Raw genomic sequence first — 23,027 nt, forward strand, 5'->3', positions numbered from 1 at the left:
CGTGTCTCATGACACACCCCGGCTGTTAATTTGCGGCCGCTTGGGGAACTCGGACGCGATCCCACGCGATGCCGCAGGGCACACACGTCAAGGAGGAACCAAGCAGTGTCACTCACGCCTGATTCCGGCACGGAACGAACCACCACAGTGGTCATCGGCGCCGGCCTCTCCGGTCTGGCTGTTGCCAGCGAGCTTAGCCGCTACGGGGTGGGCTCCATCGTCGTTGACGGGTTCGGGTCGCTGTCAGCCACCGGGCCTTCGACCCACACTGGAATGCTCCAGCGCTGCGACATCGCCGATCCCGCCATGCAGGAACGCAGCGAGATTCTCCGCCACCTGCGCAACTACGCCGCCAACCATCAATTGGACGTTCGCAGCACCACCCGTGCCGTTCGCCTGGATTTCCTGGGCTCCGACCCGTCGCAGCAGATAGGGCACGGCCCCACCGGAAGCACCGCATCGGCCACCCTCCGGGGCAGGATCGTTTTCGGCCCCCTCGAATCCACTCCCCGTCAGTGGGCGGTCCACACCGCCCAAGGTGTCCTGCTGGCCGACCACGTCGTGGTGACGCGCTGCGCCCAGAGCCAGCTGCGCCGGATGCTGGCAGAACTTGGAATTGCCGTCGGCCAGAATTTCGCCGCGGCAATGCGTGCCGTGGGGATGCACCTTGTAGGCGTCGGAGAACTCATTACCCCGACTCCCAAAGAAGTCCTTCGGCAGGCCAAAGCTGTGGGGCAGGCTATTTCCGCCAGGGTGGCCCTACCGGCAGGCAACGGCATGGCCGGCAGCGGCGTAGCCATCGCCTAGGACGGCCGCTTCACCGCCACTGGAACTTTTGCGCACATTTCTTAACGCCAAAGGCCGGCACCCTCGAAGAATGAATCTTCGAAGATGCCGGCCTTTGAACTGAAGCGTGAGGCTTATGCGCCTGCGCGTACGTACGTGATGGGACCAGTTGCGGTCAACCAGCTGATCGGGTGGATGCCCGTCTGGTTGCCGTTGATGCCACCGCTGATGGCCTGGCCGTTGCCGATGTAGATGGCAACGTGGCCGGACTGGACGATCATGTCGCCGGGCTGGGGGTCACTGACAACCTTGCCGTAGTTCAGGAACTGCATGGGAGCCAGGTCACCAACAGGGATGCCTGCGGAGCCGAGGGCCCGCTCCACCATTGCGGTGCAGTCCTGCATGATGCCGATCTGGGCGTAAGCCGAGGCGACCATGGCTGCGTTGACTCCACCGACGGCCGGTGCAGCGGCTGCGGGAGCAGCAGCAGCCGGAGCGGCTGCAACCGAAGCGGCAGCCTTTGCGACAGGAGCGGCCGCAGCGGTTGTTGCCACTGCTGCCTTCTTGGCTACAGGTGCCTCAACAACGGGAGCCGGCTTTTCGATGACCGGAGCTGCTACGGATGCAACAGCAGGGCGCTCGAAGTTGACGGTAGCCGTGGCGGCGGCGGTTACAACCTTGGTGGGGGCCTCGGAAACGGTCTCGGCGACCGTGGCGGGGCTGGAGTCGCGCTGAACCGGGGTTTCGGCTGCGTGTGCAGCGATGGAGCCGGTCAACACAAGGCCCGAGGCTGCTGCGATAACAGCTGCCTGGCGGCCAGCGCCGGAAGCGTTGCTGGCGACTGCCTTGGAGATGGAGATGAACGGATTAGGACGTACGCTGTCCGCCTTACGACGGCCGCGAAGAATGCTTGAAGACATGAAAAAGCCTCTCCCGATGCCTGCGAGGTTAGCTGTCGGATTCGGATGGGAGTCACCCGGCCACTATCCCCCGCTGTTCAGCGGAAGCATCGTGACTTCACCCCAAGGCACGCTCGAAAGCGACCTAAATTGGGTTCCCCGTCTCTGCCGTAAGGTTTGTCTGCGAACGGATTCCGGACTGCGGCAGAGCTAGGCAATCAGGCCGGAAGTGCCCGCTACGTGGAACAGGCACAGCTACTACGGTACGCGATGATCTCGCCGAAGTCACATTTAAGTAACGAGAACCGGGGTTTTGGCGTGTCGCAGTGACCAATCCGAGATATTCGCAGCTACGTAGAAAAGCCTGTTATTCCGCGGAATCTCCCGCATTTGAGTCGCTGGAGGCGGCGAGTTTCTTCCGGGCGGTAACGGCGAGATAGATCACAAGGCCCACAGCAACCACGGCCAGTCCCACGATGCTCCACGGGAAAGGTTGGGACGCGTCAGCGGCCGGGGTACTGGTGGCAGTGCCTGGCGCTGCAGTTCCTGCCGTCGGAACCGTATTTGAAGGTGCCGACGACGACGGCGAGGCACCCGCCGTGCCGCTCGTCGCCGTCGTGCTTCCAGCAGCGGCCTTGAACGTGAAGGTGCCCTCGATGGGGTGCGAGTCGGAGCTGACGACCCTCCAGACCACGGTGTATTCGCCGGCCGGCGCGCCTTCTCGGATCTTCTGGACCGCCTGGTTGTCGATGATTTCGACGGGCCCATCCGCCCAGTTTTCGCCACCCGCAGCGACCGTAACGCCCGATCCGATGGCCAGCGGCCGGTTGTTGAACGTGATGGAGACCGACGCCGGGACAGCTGCCACGCTGGAGCCGTTGCCCGGCGCTGTGGATTCGGCGACGTCGTGCGCGGAGGCCGGGCCCGCGGAAAACAGCAAAGCGGATGCGAAGGCCAGGGCGGCAACGACGGCGGCCAGAAGCGGGCGGATGGTGCGCATGGGGCGGTTTCTCCTAGTGTTGGCTTCCTTACAGACTAGGCGAATCGTCAGGGGGCCCATATCCGACGGCATAGGATTTGAGGGCACACTCCCCTCGATCCCCGGAGTCCTTCATGCTTAAACAAGGTTCTGCCATCGACCGCTACTTCAAAATTTCCGAGCGTGGCTCCACATACTCCCGGGAAATCCGAGGCGGCTTCGCAACCTTCTTCGCCATGAGCTACATCGTGGTCCTCAACCCCCTGATCCTTTCCGGGCAGGATTCCAGCGGAGCGTCGCTGGGATTCACCGCCGTCGCGGCCACCACGGCATTCGTCGCGGGCATCCTGACCATCCTCATGGGCGCCTGGGCCAAGCACCCGTTCGCCGTGGCCACGGGCCTGGGCGTTAACGCGTTCGTAGCGGTGACCGTCGCCTCGCACCCGGGCCTGACCTGGCCGGACATGATGGGCCTTGTGGTGCTCTCGGGCCTTACCATGCTGATCCTGGTGCTCACCGGTTTCCGTACCGCCGTGTTCAAAGCCGTACCGGAAGCGCTCAAGACAGCGATCGTGGTGGGCATCGGCCTCTTCATCGCACTGATCGGCCTGGTCAATGCAGGGTTTGTCCGCCGCATCCCTGACGCCGCCGGCACAACCGTTCCGCTGGGATTGGGCGTCGACGGGAAACTGCTCGGCTGGCCCACGTTGGTGTTTGCGTTCGGCCTGATCCTGACCATCGCACTGGTGGTCCGCAAGGTCCGTGGCGCCATCCTGATCGGCATCGTGGCATCGACGGCTTTGGCCGCCATCCTTGAGTTCACGCTCCACATCGGCCCGAGCAACGACGGCACCAACATCAACCCGCGCGGCTGGTCCCTTGTTGCCCCGACCCTGACCAAGTGGGGTGCACCGGACCTGTCCCTTATAGGGAAGGCCAACCCCTTCGGCGCGTTTGAACACCTCGGCTTTATTGCCGCAGCGCTCCTGGCATTCGTGATCCTTTTGAGCATCTTCTTCGACGCGATGGGCACCATGGTCGGCCTGGCCAACGAAGCAGGGACCGTTGACAAGGATGGCAACATCCCCAACGTTGACCGGGTCCTGCAGGTGGATGCCCTCGGCGCGATCGTCGGCGGCGGCGCATCTGTTTCCTCCAACCAGATCTTCGTTGAGTCCGGCGCAGGCATCGGCGAAGGCGCACGCACCGGTCTCGCCTCAATCGTTACCGGCGTGTTGTTCCTGGTGGCCATGTTCTTCACGCCGCTGATCAACCTCGTCCCCTTCGAAGCCGTGGCGCCCGCGCTGGTTGTTGTGGGCTTCATGATGGTTTCCCAGGTGGGCAAGATCGACTGGCAGGACTGGGGCGTGGGCATTCCCGCCTTCCTGACCATCGCCCTCATGCCGTTCACGTACTCCATCGCAAACGGCCTGGGTGCGGGGTTCATCTCCTTCGTCCTGATCCGCACGTTCCAGGGCCGCGCCCGCGAAGTACACCCGCTCATGTGGGCCGTCGCCGCCGCGTTCCTGCTGTTCTTCGGAATCGGAACAGTGGAGGAACTGCTGGGCGTCAAATAGCCCAGTCCGCAATCCCAGACACACCCCACCTCTTTTTGCTGGTTTCGGCATCGGAGGTGGGGTGTGCTTTAACCATGGAAACAAGCGTCCCCACAGTAGATGTCAGCCCCACCCCGTGGACCGGACGGTTCGACGGCGACGGCGCCGAGCATCGACGCTGGTGGCAGGCCGTTGCCCCGCACACGCCCGAAGCCTCCGCAGCAGCCGTGCGCCCCGCCGTCGTGCTTGGTTTTTGCAGCGACGCCGGGGTGCTTCGCAACAAGGGCCGCACAGGTGCGGCAGCGGCCCCTGCCGCGATCCGTTCGGCGCTTGGCCCCCTTGCCTTCCATCTGGGCCGGGACGTGTTCGACGCCGGTGACGTAGTTGTGGAGGACGACTCATTGGAAGCGGGCCAAAAGCGCGCCGGCCGCGCTATTTCGGTACTGCTCGACGCCGGGAACCTCACCGTGGTGCTGGGCGGCGGACATGAGACCGCGTTCGCCAGCTACCTGGGCGTTGCCGGTTCTGAGGTGCTCCAAGGCAAGCGGCTGGGCGTCCTGAACCTGGATGCCCACTTTGACCTGCGAGATGACCCCACGCCGAGCTCGGGCACCCCGTTCCTGCAGATGGCCCGCGCGGAAGCTGCCGTGGGACGCGAACTGCAGTACGCCGTCGTCGGAATTTCCGAACCAAACAACACGCGGACGCTCTTCGACACGGCGGACCGGCTCGGCGTGAAGTACCTTCTCGATGAACAATGCTCGGCGGAAGCCGCGGAGATCTTTGTTGCCGATTTCCTGGCCGCCGTGGACGCCCTCTACCTGACGATCGATCTTGACGTGATGCCTGCTTCAGTAGCCCCCGGGGTAAGCGCACCCGCCGCGTATGGGGTGCCCTTGCCGGTGATCAGTGCGATCTGTCGCCAGGTTGCGGCCAGCGGTAAGTTGCTCCATCTTGACGTCGCCGAGCTGAATCCGGAGTTCGACATCGATTCCCGGACTGCCAAAGTCGCAGCCCGGTTGGTGAACACCCTCCTCGCATAGGTTCGCGGGCCCTTTCCCGTTCGCACTCCGCCGTTTAGCCTGTGAGGAGGAAGGACGGCGATGAGCGCAATTCCTGTGCAGGACAAGTGGGCCTGGGTCTCCGGGCTACTCGCTGTTGGGTTGGGGCTGGCCGCCCACATGGCCGCTGGCGGAAGCGCCCCGGCCATCTCCGTCGTCTTGGGCTTCGCCGCGCTGTGTTGCCTGGCTGCGCAACTCCTGGCCCGCTGGGTCCATGGGCCTTTGCTGTTGCTGCTGGCATCCGGTGTGGCGCAGCAACTGTTGCACTTGGGGTTCGTCGCGTTCGGAGGCTACTTCCCCGCCACCGGGCTGGTGGAGCACCTTCATGGCACGGGCCAGGGGCTCGGCGATGTGCCCGCGGCGGGTGCCTCCGACGGCGGCTCGCCGCACATCATGCTCTACACCCATATGGCTGCCGCGATTCTTACCCTCGTAGTGACCGCCGGAGTAACCAGGCTTCTCAATCGCGCGTCACTGCGGGCAACCGAGGGCAACACCGCGTAGTCCCGCGACAGGCAGGGCAACGAACGTTGGAAACCGCGTATCCGGGCACCTAGTGTCGTTGGAGCGTGGTGTACCCAAGAGGCCAGGGAGCTGCCTGCAAAGCAGCGCACGCGGGTTCGAATCCCGCCACCACGTCCAATCGCCCTCCCGGATCATCCAGCGAGGGGGCACATAATGCGGGCGTTTCGTCCAAACATTGGCATAAGGTGCCACCTCGGCGCGCCTGAGACCCAGGTCACGGAAGTGGGAGTCATCTTACAGATATATGCCTTCCTCCGACTATGATTGATGGGTCGCCCTCGCATGCGGCAATTAATAGGAGGCCCCCAATGACCCCTGCAATGATTGCAGAACGCGAAATCCGCCTGTCCTTTTCCAAGGCAGACGAGATCCACGACGGACTCGACCGCGCCGTGGATGCACTGATCGAAAACGCAGCAGCAGACGCTAACTGCGGCATTCTGGTGACCCGGCACGAGCCAGGCACCTACACCGTGGCTCTGGACGAATCCGTTCCCTTCGGTCAGACCCGCGAAGTACTCGCTGCCTGATTGTCGTCCCTGACGGCACCCACGGCAGCGAACAAAAAACCGGGGCCCGTTGCCTCTCCGCATCTACTACCCGCGGAAAGGGAACGAGCCCCGGTTTTTGTTTAAGCTACGCCCGGCGGAGAGTCACGCCGTCGGACTTCATGAACAGTTCCTTGCCCTCTTCGGTGACACCAGGTCCCGAATGTTCAAGCCACACGACGTTCCCGCTGCTGGAAATCTCCTCGATCCGGCCGGTTGCGATGACGTGGGCGTACTTGACCACTTCCACCGACTCGCCGACTTTCAGCATCCTCCAGTCCGAAACCGTAGCCGAGTGGGTGCTTCGCCTGGACAGGACTGCTCCGCGTGCCTTCATTGAACTTCTACCCCTTTGTGGATGTTCTTTGTTGTGTATTGAGTTGTGAACGGTTGACCGTCAAGCCCACGGCAACGCTGGCGTGGACGTGACGTACACCATAAGTTCTACTACATTTGCCGCGCCCCGGTGGTTGCGTTGCGGACAAACACCGGGGCATGACAAATCTGCTCACGAAATGAGCGTTTTATTCGACGTCAGGCCAAAATCCCGACGGCGGATTCGGCGGCCGCACGAACGGCGCCGGAGCCAACCAAACGGTCAGCCGCCTCCAGTTCCGGTGACAGGAACCGGTCGGTTCCCGGCCCCTGGACCACTTCACGAAGCACCTCAAGCACGGCCGCGCCGGCCGGGCCAGGGGTGAGTTCGCCGTCGGACATTTGCGTCCGCATGTCGATGGCGCGGGCGCTGGTGACGAGCTCGACGGCGAGTACCCGACGCAGGTTCTCCACAGCCTTCCGCAGCTTCCGGGCAGCGTGCCAGCCCATGGACACGTGGTCTTCCTGCATGGCGGAGCTCGGGATGGAGTCCACCGACGCCGGAACGGCCAGCCGCTTGTTGTCCGAGACAAGCCCGGCCTGCGTGTACTGGGCGATCATCAGGCCGGAGTCAACGCCCGGGTCTCCGGCGAGGAAGGCCGGCAGTCCGTGGGAGCGGGCCGGATCCAGCATGCGGTCCGTGCGGCGCTCAGCGATGGAGCTGAGGTCGGCAATTGCGATGGCCAGGAAGTCCAGGACATACGCCACGGGGGCGCCGTGGAAGTTGCCGTTGGAGGTGACCCGGCCATCGGGAAGGACCACGGGGTTGTCGATGGCTGCGGCGAGTTCGCGGGAGGCGACCAGCGCGGCGTGGTCCACGGTGTCGCGGACTGCACCGGCAACCTGGGGTGCGCAACGCAGCGAGTAGGCGTCCTGCACCTTGGTGTCGTTGATCCGGTGGGATGCCACGATCGGCGAGTTGGACAGCACACGGAGCATGTTGTCCGCGCTGGCAGCCTGGCCGGGGTGCGGGCGCAGCGCTGCGTGAAGCTCGGGAAGGAACACCTGGTCGGTGCCGAGGAGGGCCTCGACGCTGAGCGCTGCGGTGACGTCCGCCGTCGCAAGCAACATGCGGATGTCGGCGATGGCCATCAGTAGCATCCCCAGCATGCCTTCGGTGCCGTTGACCAGCGCCAGGCCTTCCTTCTCGGCCAGCGTGACCGGCTCAATGCCGTGCTGCGCGAGCAGCTCAGCAACGGGCGCCTTGCCGGCGGTGCCGTACAGTTCGCCGTCGGGTCCGGTCGCTTCGCCTTCGCCCATGAGGACCAGTGCACAGTGCGACAACGGGGCGAGGTCGCCGGAGCAGCCCAGCGAACCGAATTCGCGGACCAGCGGGGTGATGCCCGCGTTGAGGACGTCCACCATGGTCTGCAGGACCACCGGACGGACACCCGTGCGGCCGGAGGCCAGGGTCTTGGCGCGGAGGAACATGATGCCGCGCACCACTTCGCGCTCCACAGCCGGGCCCATTCCTGCAGCGTGGCTGCGGATCAGCGACTTTTGCAGCTGCGTGCGGAGATCGTTGGGGATGTGGCGGTTGGCCAGCGCGCCGAAGCCCGTGGAAATGCCGTAGGCCGGGACGTCGCTCGTGGCGAGGCTGTCGATGTGCGCACGGACCTTGGCGACGTTGTCCACGGCTTCCTGGGAGATGGCCACCTTGGCGTCGTGGCGTGCGACGGCGACTACGTCTTCCGGGGTCACGCCGGAAGAGCCGAGTGTGACAGTGAGTTGTTCGTTGGAGGTTATGGTCATGTTCTTACTTCTCATTCATGGGGATACGGACGCCGCGTTCGGTGGCGACCTCGACGGCGCGGTCGTAGCCGGCGTCGACGTGGCGGATGACGCCCATGCCGGGGTCGTTGGTCAGGAGTCGTTCGAGCTTCTGCGCGGCGAGGTCCGTGCCGTCAGCGACCGAAACCTGCCCCGCGTGGAGTGACCGTCCGATGCCGACGCCGCCACCGTGGTGGATCGAGACCCATGTGGCACCGGAGGAGGTGTTGAGCATGGCGTTGAGCAGCGGCCAGTCAGCAATCGCGTCGGACCCGTCGGCCATGGATTCGGTCTCCCGGTACGGGGATGCGACCGAGCCGGAGTCCAGGTGGTCGCGGCCGATCACGATCGGGGCCTTGACCTTGCCTTCTTTCACGAGCTGGTTGAAGCGCAGGCCGGCCTTGGCGCGTTCGCCGTACCCGAGCCAGCAAATGCGGGCCGGCAACCCTTCGAATTCCACGCGGTCCGCGGCAGCGTCGAGCCACTTGTGCAGGTGCGTGTTCTCCGGGAAGAGCTCCTTGATGGCCTTGTCCGTGACGGCAATGTCCTCGGGGTCACCGGACAGGGCAACCCAACGGAACGGGCCCAGGCCCTCGCAGAACAATGGCCGGATATACGCCGGAACAAACCCGGGGAACTCGAACGCACGGTCGTAGCCGCCCTTGCGGGCCTCGTCACGGATGGAGTTGCCGTAGTCGAAGACCTCGGCACCGGCGTCCTGGAACTCCACCATCGCCTGGACGTGGCGGGCCATGGAGGCCTGTGCTTTCTTGGTGAATCCTTCCGGGTCGGATTCCGCTTCGGTGTGCCACTCATCGACGGTGATGCCCTCGGGAAGGTAGGACAACGGATCGTGCGCGGAGGTCTGGTCCGTGACCACGTCAATGGTCAGCTCTCCGGCTTTGTGGCGGCGAAGCAGTTCCGGGAACACCTCGGCGGCGTTGCCCACGTACCCCACGGACCAGCCACGACGCTCTTCCTTGGCCTTGTTGACCTTGGCAATCGCGGTGTCCAGGTCGGTTTCGACCTCGTCGAGGTAGCGTTTGCCGGCGCGGCGACGGAGGCGGGTCTCGTCGACGTCGACAATCAGGCAGGCGCCGTCGTTCAGGGTGACAGCCAGCGGCTGGGCGCCGCCCATGCCGCCACACCCACCGGTCAACGTCAGGGTGCCGGCCAGCGGACCTTCGGTGGAACCTTCCGCGGCGGGGGCCGGGTGACCGGCGGTGTTCTGCCTGGCGGCAACAAGCTTGTTCCCCACCGCCGCAAACGTCTCGTACGTGCCCTGCAGGATGCCCTGGGTACCGATGTAGATCCAGGAACCGGCCGTCATCTGGCCGTACATCATCAGGCCCTCGGCCTCGAGGCGGCGGAACTCGGGCCACGTTGCCCAGTCGCCCACCAGGTTGGAGTTGGCCAGAAGTACGCGCGGCGCCCACTCGTTGGTCCGGAACACACCTACCGGCTTGCCCGACTGCACCAAAAGCGTCTCGTCCTTTTCCATGGTTTCCAAGGTCCGGGTGATCGCATCAAACGCAGCCCACGAACGGACGGCGCGGCCCGTGCCGCCATAGACCACCAGGTCATCCGGACGCTCAGCGACCTCCGGATCCAGGTTGTTCATCAGCATGCGCAACGGCGCTTCGGTCTGCCACGACTTGGCAGTAAGTTCAGTACCTCGCGCGGCCTTGACCGGACGGGCACCAGTGGTGAAATCGGCGGGTGCCATGGTGACTCCTTCGTCTGTGGGGAAGTATGGGCTGGAAAGATCTTCTGCTTCTACTAAAGCCCCTCAACCGCGCCGCCGGAACGGCTTTGGGAAGGGTGCTGTCCGGTATTTCAGACATACTCCTTTGCTGCGCCGGTAATCCCCGGGGTGCTTGGAGGGGCGCCAAAAGTCCTCGTATTTACGCGGCAAGGAGAGCATGCTGGACCCATGGGAACCTTCCGCGTGTCCACCCTCGTCGCGGCATCACCAGAGCGAGTTTTCGCTACCTGGACGGATCTGCACCGCTTTCACGAGTGGATCGGCGGGGTCACCCGCGTGACCGATCTCGAAGGTTCGGTGGACGTGCCCGGCAGCCGCTACACGGTGTGGTTTGGACGGATGGCAAGCCCCACTGAAATCCTTGCGGTGGATCGGCCCCGGCACATCCGGACCCGTTTCGGCAACGCAATCCTGAAAGGCGAATCGGACGTCAGGTTCGTGCCGGAGGGCCAAGGCACCCGGATCAACCAGGAGTTTACGACCCAGGGGTTTATTGCGGGGGTCTTTGGGCGGCTTTTCGCCATGGGGTCGTATCGGGGCAGCTTCAAAGGCGAGCTGGAGGCCTTTCGCGAACTGGTAGAGCACGAGGCCCGGGACAACCCGTAAAGGGTTAGCCGGCGGGGCGGCCGTGGATCCGGACCGACAGTTCATCCGCCGCCTTCCGGATGCGCGCGGCCAGCACGGGCCACTGCTCAGCCGGCACTTTGTCCTCCAGGAACGTGACGGCGACTGCCGCCGTCGGCCATCCCACATGGTCGGTGACGGCGGCGGCGATTGAACCGAATCCGGGGGTGATTTCGCCGTTTTCCGTGGCGTAGCCGCGCTGCCGGACCTGGTCCAGATGCGATGACAGGGCCGAGTACTTCATGATGGGGAACTCGACTTCGTGACGGGAGGTAAAGGCCGCGGCGTTCGGGTAGAGGGCCCGCACCTGCGACTTGGGCAGGGCGGCGAGGATGGCGCGGCCGGAGGCCGTGAGGTGGCTGGGAAGGCGGACGCCGACGTCGGTTACCAGGCTCGGGCGGTTCTTGGCGCGTTCCTCAACGATGTAGAGGACATCGCGACCGTGGAGCACAGCGAGGTGCGCGCTCTCGCCGATGACGTCAACCAGTGATGCGAGCATGGGCCGGCCAAGCCGGGAAAGTGGTTCCTGGCGGGAGTATGCCGAACTGAGTTCGAAGGCGCTGATGCCCAGCCCGTAGCGCTGTTCCTCGTGCAGGTGAAGGACGAAGCCGTTGGCTTCCATGACGCCAAGCAGGTGGTACACGCTTGACCGGGGCAGGCCGAGCGCCGTCGCAATATTCGACGCCGCCATGGGACCACGGCGCGAGGCCAGCAGTTTCAGGATCCGCAGGGTGTTCTCGGCAGCCGGGACCTTGGACGTGGCCTTTCCTGGCGCTACTGGAGTGGTTGTCATGGTTCCTCGCTGCTCGGCTTATCCGGGAGCCCCGAACCGGAAGTGTCCGGTATCCCGTACTCAAGCGTGCACCCTTGGCGCCGCATCCTCCAACCAGCTGGCGGTGATGAGTGTCTGAAATGCCAGACCACGGATCCGGCTGTCTGCGATCAAAGACACCAAAGCCCCGTGAGTCCGATCACAAGGGCCCCAAAAGTGATCTGCTGGATAGCGATCCCCTCCCAAAGACGAGAAGGTTTTACTATGCAACAAACCAAGCTGGCTGCGGAGAGCTCTGTGCTCCAAGCCGCGGGTACAGCGCTCAGCCGAGGCCTCAACGTCCGCCACATCCGCTTCATGGCACTCGGATCCGCGATCGGCACGGGCCTTTTCTACGGCTCCGCCTCCGCCATCCAAAAGGCAGGCCCGGCGGTCCTGCTTGCCTACATCATCGGCGGCGCGGCCGTGTTCATGGTCATGCGTGCGCTCGGCGAGATGGCCGTTCGCCACCCCGTGTCCGGATCTTTCGGCCAGTACGCCAGCCGCTACCTCGGCCCGTTCGCAGGCTTCGTGACCGGTTGGACCTATGTATTTGAAATGGCGATCGTAGCAATCGCCGACGTTACGGCTTTCAGTATCTACATGGGCTTCTGGTTCCCGCAGGTGGACAGATGGATTTGGGTGCTTGCGATCATCTTGTTCCTGGGCGCCATGAACCTGCTCAGCGTGAAGGTGTTCGGCGAGCTTGAGTTTTGGTTCTCGCTGATCAAGGTGGTGGCGATTATCGCCATGATCATCGGCGGTGCGGCGATCGTCGTGTTCGGCTTCCAAACGGGCGACGGCGGTGGCGTGGCACCGGGGCTGGGGAACCTCGTGAACCACGGCGGTTTGTTCCCCAACGGATTCGAAGGGCTCTTGGCCGCGTTCGCCGTCGTGATGTTTGCGTTCGGTGGGATCGAAACCATCGGCATTACCGCAGGTGAAGCAGCGGACCCCAAGAAGGTCATTCCGCAGGCGGTTAACACGGTGCCCGTCCGCGTCCTGCTGTTCTACGTCCTGACGCTTGGTGTGCTGATGAGCATCTTCCCGTGGAACGAGATCGGCAGCAGCGGCAGCCCGTTCGTGCAGATTTTTGATGGCCTGGGCATCCCGGCTGCGCCGCACATCCTCAACGCAGTGGTCATCACTGCAGCCCTGTCGGCTATCAACAGCGATATCTTCGGAGCCGGCCGCATCCTCTTCGGACTGGCCCAGCAGGGGCACGCACCGAAGAGTTTCGGCAAGGTCTCCCGGCACGGGGTGCCGTGGATGACGGTGGTGATGATGGGTGGCATCCTGCTGGTCGGGGTGGTTTTGAACGCTGTCATCCCGGAGGACGTGTTTGTGCTCATCGCGTCCATCGCAACCTTCGCCACGGTGTGGGTGTGGGTGATGATCCTGGTTTCGCACGTCGCCATGAAGCGGGAGATCAAGCGCAAGGGGCTCCCGGCGTCGGAGTTCGGTTCGCCGCTGTGGCCCGCTGCTTCGATCCTGACCATGGCGTTCATGGCCATGGTGATCGTGATCCTGGGGGTCTTTGAAGACACACGCGTTGCCCTGTACGTGGGTGGAACCTGGTTGGTGCTGCTGTTCGTCGCTTACAAGCTGTGGGTGCGCGGCGGGGGCCTGCGCCGCGCTGAGCTGGTGGACGAGACCGCCTGATTCCCTGCGCCGAGAGTGCAGTTAATGCCAATGTTCACGCAGAAAATTGGCATTAACTGTCATCTCGCGGAGCTGTTTAGACGGAAGCAGCGGCGGAACGCACGGCCTCGGACAACGGAGTCGACGGGCGTCCGATCAGCTTGCTCAGGTCGCCTCCGGTCACCAGGAGATCTCCGCGGGCAATGCCCAGATCGGAGTCGGCCAGGATCTCCGCAAAGGCTTCCGGAACGCCAACGCTTGTCAGCAGCCCCGCGTACTCAGCCGCGGTCAGGTCGTTATAAGCGATGGTTTGACCGGAAGCTGCCGTGATTTCAGCAGCGAGTTCAGCCATGGTGAAAGCATCGTCCCCACCGAGCTCGTACACTTTTCCGGCCTGGTTGTCAGCGACCAGGACAGCCGCAGCCGCGTGAGCATAGTCGGCGCGCGTTGCACCACTGACCTTGCCATTTCCTGCGCTACCCGCAAGCGCTCCCTGGGCCAGCGTGCCCGGCAGTTGCTCGGTGTAGTTCTCCAAGTACCAGCCGTTCCGCAGGAGCACGAACGGGACGCCGGATTCCTTGAGGATGGCCTCGGTAGCCTGGTGCTCGGCCGCCAGTTTCATTCCGGTGGTTTCGGCGTTGGCGATGCTGGTGTAAGCGAGAAGCTCCACTCCTTCCGCCTTCGCTGCTTCAATCACCGTACGGTGCTGCTCCACGCGCTGGCCCACGGCACTGCCGGAGATCAGCAGGACTTTGCTGGCACCTTTCAGTGCTTCTGCAACTGAAGCGGCGTCCTCATAATCCATTGTCCTGACCTGAACGCCACGGTCCGCAAAATCGGCCAGCTTCTCGATCGAACGGCCTGCAGCAATGATGGTCTCTGCGGGGACGTTGCGCTCCAGGAGTGCCTCTACTACGTGACGGCCCAGCTGTCCGGTTGCTCCAGTGATAACGATGCTCATGGTGTTCCTCTCCAAGGTTTTTGCTCTGTCATGGTCGTCAACGAGCCAAGAATCCATAAACTTCCCAAAAGAGAGTACGCACTTTAAGGTAAGGTACTGACATGAAGGTAAGTGCCATACCCGCCCCGCTCCCGGACACCCTCGCCGACGGCGTGTTCCCGGCCGGCTGCCCCAGCCGGACGGTGCTGGACCACATCACGAGCAAGTGGGGCGTGCTCATTCTGCTGTCACTCTCCGAGGGTGAACAACGGTGGAGCGAACTTCGACGCCGGGCTGACGGCATCAGCGAAAAAATGCTGGCCCAAACCCTCAAAACACTCGAAAAGGACGGTCTGGTCCGCCGCGATGCGCAGCATGTCATCCCGCCCCGCGTGGACTACAGCCTGACCAAACGAGGCCGCGAACTTGCCGCCCTGCTCATCCCCTTGGTGACGTGGGCCTTCGACAATGCCGAGGCCATCATCGGCGGCGAAGGTTAGGCCGGCTCCGACCGCCGAAACTACAAGTAATGCCAATGTTCGCGTCGAACATTGGCATTACTTGGCATCTCACCGGGGCTGCTATCGGGCCGACCACCCACCGTCCATGGTGTAGCTCGCGCCGGTGACCATACCGGCGTCGTCGGAGGCCATCCAGATTGCCAGCGACGCAACTTCCTCCGGCTCCACCAACCGCTTCACTGCCGACTCCGTGAGCATCACCTTGGCCAGGACTTCGGCCTCGGGGATCCCATGGAGCCGGGCCTGGTCCGCGATCTGCTTCTCAACAAGGGGCGTGCGGACGTAGCCGGGGTTGATGCAGTTGGAGGTGACCCCGCGCTCGCCCCCTTCCAAGGCAGTGACCTTGCTGAGCCCCTCGAGGCCGTGCTTGGCGGACACGTAGGCGCTCTTGTAGGCCGAGGCCCGGAGTCCATGGACCGAGGAGATGTTGATGATCCGGCCGAACCCGTTGGCGTACATGTGCGGGAGCGCGGCCCTGATGAGGAGGAACGGCGCCTCCAGCATCAGGGCCAGGATCCGCCGGAACTCCGCGGGTTCGAACTCCTCAATCGGCGCAACTTTCTGGATGCCCGCGTTGTTGACCAGGATGTCGCAGTCCAGGCTCAGTGCCGCCAGGGCGTCGACGTCCAAGAGGTCCACCGTCCACGCCGTGCCGCCCAGCTCATCGGCGAGGGCCGCAGCTCCGGAGGCATCGACGTCGGCCACTACAACTTTCGCCCCACGGGCGGCCAGCGCCCGGGCACAGGCTGCACCGATTCCGCTCGCACCGCCGGTCACCAATGCTTTGCGTCCGTTCAAGGAGTTGTCCATCGAATCAGCCCTTCGAGGTGGTGGAGGCAGTCGTCAGTCCGTGACGTTCGGCATCGGCTTCGTCCACGGATTCGAGCGCGATGCCCTTGGTCTCCTTCAGGGAAACGACGGCGACGGCGGTAATCGCGCAGGCGACCACCAGGTAAATCGCAGTGGGGAGCCAGGAGCCGGTGTCCTTGAGCCACTGCGTTGCCAGCAGCGGCGCCAGTGAACCGGCGAAGATCGAGGTGACCTGCGAGCCGAGCGAGACACCTGAGTAGCGCATGCGGGTGGGGAAAAGTTCGGACATGATGGCCGGCTGACCTGCGTACATGAACGCATGCAGGCACAGGCCGATGGTCACGGCGAGCACGATGACCACGGCATTCTTGGTGTCGAACATGGGGAAGGCGAAGAACGGCCACGTCGCGCCGGTGATGGCACCAATCAGGTACACGGGCTTGCGTCCCCACGAGTCCACGAGGCGTCCAACCTGCGGGATGACCAGGAAGTGGATGAGGTGTGCGATCAGGAGAGCCAGCAGGAGCGAGGAAGTGTCGTACTTGTGGACGCTCTTGAGATAGACGATCGCGAAGCTCACCACGAGGTAGTACATGATGTTCTCCGCGAACCGGAGTCCCATGGCCTGCAGGATGCCCTTGGGGTACTTGCGGATGACCTCGCCCACGCCGTAGCTGATGGCCTTGGATTCCTCCACCTGCGCCTTGGCTTCAAGGAAGATCGGGGCTTCGGTGACATGGGTGCGGATGTAGTAGCCCACGAACACGATCACGGCGGAGAGCCAGAACGCTACGCGCCAACCCCAGCCGAGGAAGGCTTCACTGCTGAGCGTGGTGGACATGACGAACAGGACCAGCGTGGCCAACAGGTTTCCAACCGGCACGGCTGCCTGCGGCCAGGATGACCAGAAGCCACGGGATTTATTCGGGCTGTGTTCAGCCACCAGAAGCACCGCACCACCCCACTCGCCACCGAGCGCGAAGCCCTGGATGAAGCGGAGGGCCACCAGCAGGGCAGGCGCCCAGTAGCCGATGTCCACGAAGCCGGGGAGGCAGCCCATGAGGAACGTGGAGACGCCCACAATCACGATGGTCAACTGCAGCGTGGGCTTGCGGCCCAGTTTGTCGCCGATCTGGCCGAAGACGATTCCGCCCAGCGGACGGGCAACGAAGCCCACCGCGTAGGTGATGAACGCCTGGATGATGCCGTCCAGCTCGTTCCCGGTGCTCGGGAAGAAGTACTTCCCGAAGACCAGGGTTGCCGCAGTGGCGTAGAGGAAGAACTCGTACCACTCCACTACAGTGCCCACCATTGATGCTGCGACGATCTTCTTCAGGCCGGAGCCCTTGCCGGCATCTTTTCCGGCTCTTGATGCGGAGCGCTGCTCAACGCTCATATCCATCTCCTCAGTGTCCTCTTTGACCCTTTTGAACGTGATGTGATCCACAACACGGAATGCTCCACTGAGTATTGCCGCAGATTCGTTATGCCTCAATGACCAATAAGGCACCTTAGGTGTGCAGAATTGCAGATATGAATCCCAATCCAGACGACCTCCTCATCTTCCTCGCCGTTTCACGCTCAGGAAAATTCACGACGGCGGCCCAAGCCTTGGGGCTGAACCACACCACCGTCTCGCGCAGGATAGCGGCGCTGGAAAAGGCGCTGGGCGGCAGGGTCCTGGCGCGAGCCGCCGGGGGTTGGGAAGTGACCGAGCTGGGCGCCCAAGCCGTACTGGTCGCGGAACGGATCGAAGCTGCGGTGGGTGCGCTGGGACCCAGCGACCGCGCACCCGACCCCATCACCGGCGTCGTGCGCATGACCGCGACAGACGGTTTCAGCGCGTACATCGCGGCACCCGCTGTTGCCCGCCTGAGGCGGGACCACCCGGGACTGAGCGTGGAGATCGTCACTGTGACGCGTCGGGCACTGCAGCAGCGATCGGGCCTGGACATCGAGGTGGTGGTCGGCACGCCGCAGGTGCACCGGGCCGAAGCGATCAGGCTGGGCGAGTACCGGCTGGGGATGTACGCGTCCCGCGCCTACCTTTCGGATCACGGGACGCCCGGGAGCATCGAGGAACTCACGCGACACCAGCTGGTCTACTTTGTGGATTCAATGCTCCAGGTGGACGATTTGGATGCGCCCCGGAGGCTGGTTCCAACCATGCGCGACGGCCTAAGCTCCACTAACGTTTTCGTCCATGTCGAGGCGACCCGGGCCGGGGCAGGTATTGGGTTCCTTCCCTGCTTCATGGCCGACCGGCATGAGGACCTGGTCAGGCTCCTGCCCTCGGACTTCGCCGAACTCCTCCCCTACTGGATGGTCCTCCGCCCCGACTCCATGCGCCGCCCTGCGGTAGCCGCCGTCGTGCAGGCCTTGCGCGAGGAGACGGAGCAACGACGGGAGGAACTGCTGGGGGCCAACTAGCCGCCTATGCGGGGGCCGGCTCCGTTTCAGCTCGTCGGATCGTGGCGCACCGGAATCCCGGCAGCGAAGGCGCGCACTTGGGCGTCGTCCCAGATGTGGGCCGGGACGCCGCCACCTAGGAGCCGTCTGGCAAGGGTGGGGTCATCCCCGAACGGCACGTGGCTGCCGGCCATGATCATGTTGCCGTAGCGACGACCCTTGAGCATGGCGGGGTCGGCGATGATCATGGTGTGCTCAAAAGTGTCCGCGATCGTCGCGGCATCAGCACGGGCGTTCTTCAGGTCCGGGGCGTCGCCGGAGTTGACCACATACAGCCCATCGGCTGCGAGTACCGCGTCCGCATGGGCCGTGAATTCACGCGTCGTCAGGGCACGGGGCGTAAAGGCTCCGGCGAAGACGTCGCGGATGATGAGGTCACGGGTATCGGGAGTCAGCGACTCTGTCACCTGCCGCGCTTCGCCAACCCGGATCCGCAACAGGGGCGCCTTGGGCAATTCGAACCAACCACGGACATACTCCGCGAGCTTGCCATCGAGCTCCACCACAACCTGCCGCGCCTCGGGGTAGGCAGCGTGGAAGTAGCGGGCCATGGAACACGCTCCCCCGCCCAGATGGAGCGCGCGCAACTTGGGATTCTGTTCCCTGGGCCAGCGCGATTCCACCAAAGCCGCGATCCAGCGCATGTATTCGAAATCCAGGAACAGCGGATCGGCAAGGTCGATGTGCGAGCTCATCACGCCGTTGATTTTCAGCAACCAGCCGTTGGAGTTGTCCTGGTCCTGGATCAGCTCGCAATCGCCGGTATCGATGTAGTAGACGCCCTCTACCGGGCCGTCGAGACGGGTGCCGGAAGGCACGTCGACGACTCCCGCCGTCGACCTTTGTGACTTGCTCACCCTGCCGCGTTTTGCCACTACTTCCGCCCTACCTCAGTCATGGTTCCAGCCTAGTGGAGCCCTGCAGCCCAGTGAGTAGTAAGGATACTTACAATAATGGGCGGTTGGGCCATAAGATCAATCCATGAACCTTGGCGAGTGGGTATGGGCGGAACTGTTCACCGCCGCTGCGGCATGGCTGACCGTGGTCTTCCTGCTGCTGGCCCGCGTGCCCAAGCCGCCGAGCCTGCTGGATTCGTCCTTGGACGACGAAGAAGGGGCCAGCGGCGAGCTGGAATAGTGTCCGGTTTTAGCGGCGGTTAGCGGCCGACGGCGGTACGCACCATCCGATGCTCCGGCAGCGAGTACCAGGACGGGTCGCAGAGCTGCCTTTTGCCGTCGGGTACGAAGCCATTGCGCCGGTAGAAGGCCTGGGCCCGCGGATTGTCGTCCAGGACCCAGAGATACGCTGGACCGTCTCCAATCAAGGCATCCACCAACGCCTGGCCCACACCACGGCCATGGATACGCTCCAGTGTGTAGAGCATGAACAACTCCATGTCGCAGGGCTTGTCCTCGTCACTGCCCGAGCCTGCGGCCCCAATACCTACAAGGTCGCCGTCCGGCCCGTGGGCCAGCATCCGGGAGTGGCCGGCAGCAATGGACTCCCGATACCGGTTGATGCGGTCCGGTAAGGCGGCTTCCTGTTTGGCAAAGAACTCCGGCGGCAGCAACTGCCCGTAGCTCTCACGCCAGGACTGGAGGTGCATGATGGCCATCTCTTCGGCGTCATCCACCATTGCCGCGCGAATCGTGAAATCCACCGCCTACCTCACCCGTGCCAACGCGAAGCCGTCCCAGCCTTTGCTTCCAACCGTCTGGATGGCGGTGGCATCCAAGCGGCGGTCCTGTCCCATCATCTCCAGCATCTTCACGATGCCCGGCGCATTAACCTCATCCCGTTGCGGGTCCAGGATGGCACCGTCCCAGATGACGTTGTCCACCACGATCACCGTGCCCGGATGGCCGAGCCTGATGGCCCAGTCAAGGTACTTTGCGTCGTTTTCCTTATCGGCATCGATGAAAACGAAGTCGAACGGGTCCTGGCCCACAAGCGTGGGCAAGGTATCCAGGGCAGCACCTACACGGATGTCCACCTTGTGTCCTACGCCGGCAGCATCCAGGTTGGCTCGCGCGACGTCCGCATGTTTCCGGAGGAATTCGCACGTGACGATCCTGCCGTCGTCGGGCAGTCCCTGGGCCATCCACATACTGCTGAACCCGGCCAAGGTGCCGATCTCAAGCACGCGCCTGGCCCCGGACATCTGCACGAGCATGCGCAGCAGTTTGCCGGCATTGGGCGCCACTTCGATCGCAGGCATGCCTGCCTCCACGGCGGACGTCAAGGCAAGCTTGTGGGCAGGATCAGGACGCACGACGACGTCGGTCAGGTACCGCTCCACATCGACCCAACCAGGCTCGGTGACGTGTTCAATCATGCGCCCCAGTCTTGCACTCGCAGCAGGCTGGGGGAAGGAACTAGTCCGTGGCGGTGATGGCCTCTTCGAGGCGCTCCACTTTTCCGGTCAGTTCGCCGCTGTAACCCGGACGGATATCGGCCTTGATCACCAGCGAAACCCGGCTGCCATAACGGCCCACCGCCTCGGTGGCGCGCTTGACCACGTCAAAGACCTCGTCCCAATCGCCCTCGATGGTGGTGAACATGGAGTCCGTCTGGTTGGGAAGTCCGGACTCCCGGACGATTTTGACGGCGGCGGCTACGGCGTCGTGCACTGAGGCGTCGGGGGTGGGTCCACCGTTGGCAGCGGATGCGGGCTGGCCCGAAGGCGCGACTGAGAATGCAAGCAACATGGAATCCAGTGTTTCACGTACCGGTTTGTCATATAAGGGCCTACTCCCGCGTAACAACAGGCAGGGACCTGAGCGTTGCTACCCTGACAAGCATGGAACAGCCCTTGGAACGCAAGCCCCTCAGGGCAGACGCCGCACGCAATGTGGACAAGATCATTACCGCTGCAAGGCAGTGCTTCCGGGAGCATGGCCCCGAAGTGCCGTTGCAGACCATCGCCGCCACCGCTGGAGTTGGCCCGGCTACACTGTTCCGCAACTTTTCGGATAAGGAGCAGCTGGTGCTCGCTGCCCTGTCGCGCCAGCTCCGCCAGCACGTGGATCCCGTGGCTGCCGCAGCCCTTGACGGCATGGACGCCGCCGAGGGCCTCATCAACGTCATCGATGCCGTGATGCAGGTAGCCAGTGAAGACGCCAACCTCCTTGACGCCGTTGCCGGACGCCGCGGACTCCTCATGGGGATCACCGGTGGCCTCATCGGCTCCATGGCCACCTTGTTGGAGCGCGGCCAAGGCCAGGGTTCACTCCGCCGGGACATCACCATCGAGGACATGGTCCGGCTGGTTGCCATGCTGATAGGTGCTGTGGACACGATGGAACCGGGATCCGAAGCGTGGAAGCGGCCCGTCGCCCTGATCGAGGACGCCATCCGCACCGAGCGCCCTTCGCGGCCCCTTCCCGAACAATCGGGCATCCCGGGCGTGACCTTTACCGACGCTGTCTAGCCCCACCCCAGCAGCCTGAGCAGGGCGGCCGCGGCAGCGCCGGAAATCACCACCACCAGGAACGGTGCCCGGAGCCACAACGCCACCGCGGCCGCAGCCAACGCCCCGATGCGGGCATCCAGAACCAGGGCCTGCCCCGAAGCGACAGCATTGACCACCGTCAGTGAGGCCAGCAGGCCGATGGTCATGGTGCCGGCTACGTGCATGATCCGTGGGCTTTCCAACAGCTTGGCGGGCACAAAGTAGCCCAGCAGCTTAGTGAGGTAGGCCAGGCCGCACGCGATCAGGATCCAAAGCCACAGGTTCATGCGTTGCTCCTGGGTTCTTGTTGGCGCTTTTCCGCGTAGGGATCCACGTCCGGCTCAAGCCCTTCATCCATGCGCGCGTGGCTGAACCACCCGATGATTCCGGCCACGACGGCAGCAACCAAAATCGGAACACCTGACGGCACGAAGGGCACCGCCAAGACGGTGGCCAGTGCACAGGCTGCGGCGATGGCCCACGGTTCCCGGCCCTTCAGCCGGGGCCAGAGCAAGGCCAGGAACGCTGCTACGGCGGCACCATCGAGGCCCCACTGCTTGGGATCTCCCATGGCATCTCCTGCCAAGGCGCCAACGGCCGTAAAAATATTCCACAAGATGAATATTCCAATTCCGGCTGTCCAGAATCCGCGGCGCTGCTCATCCGGATCCGTCTGGCCGGACGCCGTCGCCGTCGACTCGTCAATGGTGACGTGCGCGGAAAGGTAGCGCTTCCAGCCGCCGGGCCGGAGCATCGCATTGATCTGCATGCCGTAGATGCCGTTGCGCAGACCCAGGAGTGCGCTGGCCGTCATCGCCGCCACCCCCGAGCCGCCGCCCGCCACGACACCGATGAACGCGAACTGGGATCCGCCGCTGAAGAGCAGGAGGCTCAGAACCATCGTCTGCCAGAAATCAAAGCCGGACGCGACAGACAAGGCACCAAACGAAACCCCGTAGAGTCCTGTCGCGATGCTCAAGGAGAGCGCGATCTTGAACGCCGGCGACTCCCTGAGTTTCAGGGGCGCGGAACCACAGGTCATTTCCGCAGGCTCCACGACCAGAGGATCAGCGGAATCTGCAGGGGCAGCCGCACGGTGTGGATACGCCTCTCGGCAGGAGTGCCTTTCGGTCCGTAAGCGCGCCTGAGGGCATCAATATGCCCCGCAAGGAATGCAGTGAACATCGCTGTGGTTGCGTCAGCCGCCACCTTGCGGGTGGCAGGTACCAGGAGACCGACGGCGGCAGCCACCTCGAGCAGGCCCGACGACGCGACCCATTCCTCCCGCGACATCACTGCCAACGGCCCATTGGGACGGCTCCCCGGCTCATCCCTGCGGCACAGGTAATCCGGCACCACGGGGTAATAGAAGGCGGGGGTCCGGAAATGCTTTCCGGCGCTGGCCAGGAGCAGGGCGCCCAAGCCTATTGCTGAGACGGTATGTGTTGCCTTGGGTGACCAGCGAAGTGACATGAGACCACTCAATCACAAGCGCG

The 23,027-nt window shown here is 63.8% G+C and carries 27 protein-coding genes, 1 tRNA gene and 1 riboswitch; of the genes, 12 read left to right on the plus strand and 16 right to left on the minus strand.

Features of this window, described 5'->3' with window-relative positions; translation table 11 throughout:
* The first annotated feature begins 105 nt into the window (after positions 1 to 105).
* A complete protein-coding gene (locus tag ACNQOP_RS05020; RefSeq protein WP_257370150.1) occupies positions 106 to 807 on the plus strand; it encodes an FAD-binding protein in 702 nt (233 codons plus the stop codon).
* A gap of 113 nt (positions 808 to 920) precedes the next feature.
* Here ACNQOP_RS05020 and ACNQOP_RS05025 read toward each other — a convergent pair whose 3' ends face one another.
* Entirely contained in the window at positions 921 to 1,706 is a 786-nt protein-coding gene (locus ACNQOP_RS05025; protein WP_416403536.1) for an NlpC/P60 family protein, read from the minus strand.
* Positions 1,707 to 1,709: 3 nt separating this feature from the next.
* A riboswitch (cyclic di-AMP (ydaO/yuaA leader) is annotated at positions 1,710 to 1,902 on the minus strand.
* Positions 1,903 to 2,052: 150 nt separating this feature from the next.
* The gene (locus ACNQOP_RS05030) at positions 2,053 to 2,685 is read right to left on the minus strand and encodes a copper resistance CopC family protein (protein ID WP_416403537.1); all 633 of its coding nucleotides are present in this window, start codon (positions 2,683 to 2,685) and stop codon (positions 2,053 to 2,055) included.
* 113 nt (positions 2,686 to 2,798) lie between these two features.
* Between ACNQOP_RS05030 and ACNQOP_RS05035 the strand changes: the two genes are divergently transcribed.
* From ACNQOP_RS05035 to ACNQOP_RS05055, 5 genes are all read left to right on the plus strand, one after another.
* Positions 2,799 to 4,241 (plus strand): NCS2 family permease, encoded by a 1,443-nt coding sequence (locus tag ACNQOP_RS05035; protein ID WP_235520169.1) that lies wholly within the window; start codon positions 2,799 to 2,801, stop codon positions 4,239 to 4,241.
* 74 nt (positions 4,242 to 4,315) lie between these two features.
* Positions 4,316 to 5,263: a formimidoylglutamase gene (gene hutG / locus ACNQOP_RS05040; protein WP_416403538.1), complete on the plus strand. Its 948-nt coding sequence runs from the start codon at positions 4,316 to 4,318 to the stop codon at positions 5,261 to 5,263.
* A gap of 60 nt (positions 5,264 to 5,323) precedes the next feature.
* Positions 5,324 to 5,785: a hypothetical protein gene (locus ACNQOP_RS05045; RefSeq protein WP_416403539.1), complete on the plus strand. Its 462-nt coding sequence runs from the start codon at positions 5,324 to 5,326 to the stop codon at positions 5,783 to 5,785.
* 64 nt (positions 5,786 to 5,849) lie between these two features.
* Positions 5,850 to 5,923 (plus strand) — tRNA-Cys (locus ACNQOP_RS05050).
* A gap of 191 nt (positions 5,924 to 6,114) precedes the next feature.
* On the plus strand, positions 6,115 to 6,336 hold the full coding sequence (locus ACNQOP_RS05055; RefSeq protein WP_017198995.1) for a hypothetical protein: 222 nt from the start codon (positions 6,115 to 6,117) through the stop codon (positions 6,334 to 6,336).
* A 106-nt stretch (positions 6,337 to 6,442) separates the two neighbouring features.
* Here the strand turns inward: ACNQOP_RS05055 and ACNQOP_RS05060 are convergent, their stop codons facing one another.
* The 3 genes from ACNQOP_RS05060 to ACNQOP_RS05070 form a co-directional block, all read right to left on the minus strand.
* Positions 6,443 to 6,691, minus strand: a complete 249-nt coding sequence (locus ACNQOP_RS05060) for a hypothetical protein (RefSeq protein WP_257370156.1) — start codon at positions 6,689 to 6,691, stop codon at positions 6,443 to 6,445.
* A 197-nt stretch (positions 6,692 to 6,888) separates the two neighbouring features.
* Positions 6,889 to 8,481 (minus strand): histidine ammonia-lyase, encoded by a 1,593-nt coding sequence (gene hutH / locus ACNQOP_RS05065; protein ID WP_416403540.1) that lies wholly within the window; start codon positions 8,479 to 8,481, stop codon positions 6,889 to 6,891.
* A gap of 4 nt (positions 8,482 to 8,485) precedes the next feature.
* Entirely contained in the window at positions 8,486 to 10,225 is a 1,740-nt protein-coding gene (locus ACNQOP_RS05070; RefSeq protein ID WP_416403541.1) for a urocanate hydratase, read from the minus strand.
* 207 nt (positions 10,226 to 10,432) lie between these two features.
* Here ACNQOP_RS05070 and ACNQOP_RS05075 point away from each other — a divergent pair, with 207 nt between their 5' ends.
* Positions 10,433 to 10,870, plus strand: a complete 438-nt coding sequence (locus ACNQOP_RS05075; RefSeq protein WP_284985153.1) for an SRPBCC family protein — start codon at positions 10,433 to 10,435, stop codon at positions 10,868 to 10,870.
* Between the two features lie 4 nt (positions 10,871 to 10,874).
* On the opposite strand, the gene ACNQOP_RS05080 is transcribed toward ACNQOP_RS05075, so the two are convergent.
* A complete protein-coding gene (locus ACNQOP_RS05080) occupies positions 10,875 to 11,681 on the minus strand; it encodes an IclR family transcriptional regulator (RefSeq protein ID WP_211710815.1) in 807 nt (268 codons plus the stop codon).
* A 243-nt stretch (positions 11,682 to 11,924) separates the two neighbouring features.
* Here ACNQOP_RS05080 and ACNQOP_RS05085 point away from each other — a divergent pair, with 243 nt between their 5' ends.
* Positions 11,925 to 13,361, plus strand: coding sequence for an amino acid permease (locus ACNQOP_RS05085; protein WP_257370160.1), 1,437 nt, complete (start codon positions 11,925 to 11,927; stop codon positions 13,359 to 13,361).
* A gap of 76 nt (positions 13,362 to 13,437) precedes the next feature.
* On the opposite strand, the gene ACNQOP_RS05090 is transcribed toward ACNQOP_RS05085, so the two are convergent.
* Complete coding sequence (locus tag ACNQOP_RS05090; RefSeq protein WP_257370161.1) at positions 13,438 to 14,301, minus strand: SDR family oxidoreductase; 864 nt, start codon at positions 14,299 to 14,301, stop codon at positions 13,438 to 13,440.
* A gap of 101 nt (positions 14,302 to 14,402) precedes the next feature.
* On the opposite strand from ACNQOP_RS05090, the gene ACNQOP_RS05095 reads away from it, so the two are divergent.
* Entirely contained in the window at positions 14,403 to 14,780 is a 378-nt protein-coding gene (locus ACNQOP_RS05095; RefSeq protein WP_416403542.1) for a winged helix-turn-helix transcriptional regulator, read from the plus strand.
* An 81-nt stretch (positions 14,781 to 14,861) separates the two neighbouring features.
* Here the strand turns inward: ACNQOP_RS05095 and ACNQOP_RS05100 are convergent, their stop codons facing one another.
* Positions 14,862 to 15,611: a 3-hydroxybutyrate dehydrogenase gene (locus tag ACNQOP_RS05100; RefSeq protein ID WP_416403543.1), complete on the minus strand. Its 750-nt coding sequence runs from the start codon at positions 15,609 to 15,611 to the stop codon at positions 14,862 to 14,864.
* 4 nt (positions 15,612 to 15,615) lie between these two features.
* Positions 15,616 to 17,007: an MFS transporter gene (locus tag ACNQOP_RS05105; protein WP_416403544.1), complete on the minus strand. Its 1,392-nt coding sequence runs from the start codon at positions 17,005 to 17,007 to the stop codon at positions 15,616 to 15,618.
* 137 nt (positions 17,008 to 17,144) lie between these two features.
* On the opposite strand from ACNQOP_RS05105, the gene ACNQOP_RS05110 reads away from it, so the two are divergent.
* Positions 17,145 to 18,041, plus strand: coding sequence for a LysR family transcriptional regulator (locus tag ACNQOP_RS05110; RefSeq protein WP_416403545.1), 897 nt, complete (start codon positions 17,145 to 17,147; stop codon positions 18,039 to 18,041).
* A 26-nt stretch (positions 18,042 to 18,067) separates the two neighbouring features.
* On the opposite strand, the gene ACNQOP_RS05115 is transcribed toward ACNQOP_RS05110, so the two are convergent.
* Positions 18,068 to 18,955: a spermidine synthase gene (locus ACNQOP_RS05115; RefSeq protein WP_416403546.1), complete on the minus strand. Its 888-nt coding sequence runs from the start codon at positions 18,953 to 18,955 to the stop codon at positions 18,068 to 18,070.
* Between the two features lie 106 nt (positions 18,956 to 19,061).
* Here ACNQOP_RS05115 and ACNQOP_RS05120 point away from each other — a divergent pair, with 106 nt between their 5' ends.
* Positions 19,062 to 19,217 (plus strand): hypothetical protein, encoded by a 156-nt coding sequence (locus ACNQOP_RS05120; RefSeq protein ID WP_257370166.1) that lies wholly within the window; start codon positions 19,062 to 19,064, stop codon positions 19,215 to 19,217.
* A 19-nt stretch (positions 19,218 to 19,236) separates the two neighbouring features.
* On the opposite strand, the gene ACNQOP_RS05125 is transcribed toward ACNQOP_RS05120, so the two are convergent.
* The 3 genes from ACNQOP_RS05125 to ACNQOP_RS05135 are packed head-to-tail and all read right to left on the minus strand — an operon-like array spanning position 19,237 to position 20,788.
* Entirely contained in the window at positions 19,237 to 19,740 is a 504-nt protein-coding gene (locus ACNQOP_RS05125) for a GNAT family N-acetyltransferase (RefSeq protein WP_416403547.1), read from the minus strand.
* Between the two features lie 3 nt (positions 19,741 to 19,743).
* Entirely contained in the window at positions 19,744 to 20,415 is a 672-nt protein-coding gene (locus tag ACNQOP_RS05130; RefSeq protein WP_416403548.1) for an O-methyltransferase, read from the minus strand.
* 40 nt (positions 20,416 to 20,455) lie between these two features.
* The gene (locus tag ACNQOP_RS05135) at positions 20,456 to 20,788 is read right to left on the minus strand and encodes a thiamine-binding protein (protein WP_416403549.1); all 333 of its coding nucleotides are present in this window, start codon (positions 20,786 to 20,788) and stop codon (positions 20,456 to 20,458) included.
* 92 nt (positions 20,789 to 20,880) lie between these two features.
* Between ACNQOP_RS05135 and ACNQOP_RS05140 the strand changes: the two genes are divergently transcribed.
* Positions 20,881 to 21,510: a TetR/AcrR family transcriptional regulator gene (locus ACNQOP_RS05140; RefSeq protein ID WP_257370169.1), complete on the plus strand. Its 630-nt coding sequence runs from the start codon at positions 20,881 to 20,883 to the stop codon at positions 21,508 to 21,510.
* On the opposite strand, the gene ACNQOP_RS05145 is transcribed toward ACNQOP_RS05140, so the two are convergent.
* The 3 genes from ACNQOP_RS05145 to ACNQOP_RS05155 are packed head-to-tail and all read right to left on the minus strand — an operon-like array spanning position 21,507 to position 23,004.
* A complete protein-coding gene (locus ACNQOP_RS05145; RefSeq protein WP_257370170.1) occupies positions 21,507 to 21,818 on the minus strand; it encodes an AzlD domain-containing protein in 312 nt (103 codons plus the stop codon). The two genes, ACNQOP_RS05140 and ACNQOP_RS05145, sit on opposite strands and share 4 nt — an antisense overlap.
* Complete coding sequence (locus ACNQOP_RS05150) at positions 21,815 to 22,573, minus strand: AzlC family ABC transporter permease (RefSeq protein WP_416403550.1); 759 nt, start codon at positions 22,571 to 22,573, stop codon at positions 21,815 to 21,817. The genes ACNQOP_RS05145 and ACNQOP_RS05150 overlap by 4 nt, the downstream gene beginning before the upstream one ends.
* Positions 22,570 to 23,004 (minus strand): hypothetical protein, encoded by a 435-nt coding sequence (locus tag ACNQOP_RS05155; protein ID WP_416403551.1) that lies wholly within the window; start codon positions 23,002 to 23,004, stop codon positions 22,570 to 22,572. The genes ACNQOP_RS05150 and ACNQOP_RS05155 overlap by 4 nt, the downstream gene beginning before the upstream one ends.
* Positions 23,005 to 23,027: the final 23 nt, after the last annotated feature.

The sequence above is a fragment of the Arthrobacter sp. LFS091 genome (assembly GCF_047977885.1).
Classification (GTDB): domain Bacteria; phylum Actinomycetota; class Actinomycetes; order Actinomycetales; family Micrococcaceae; genus Arthrobacter.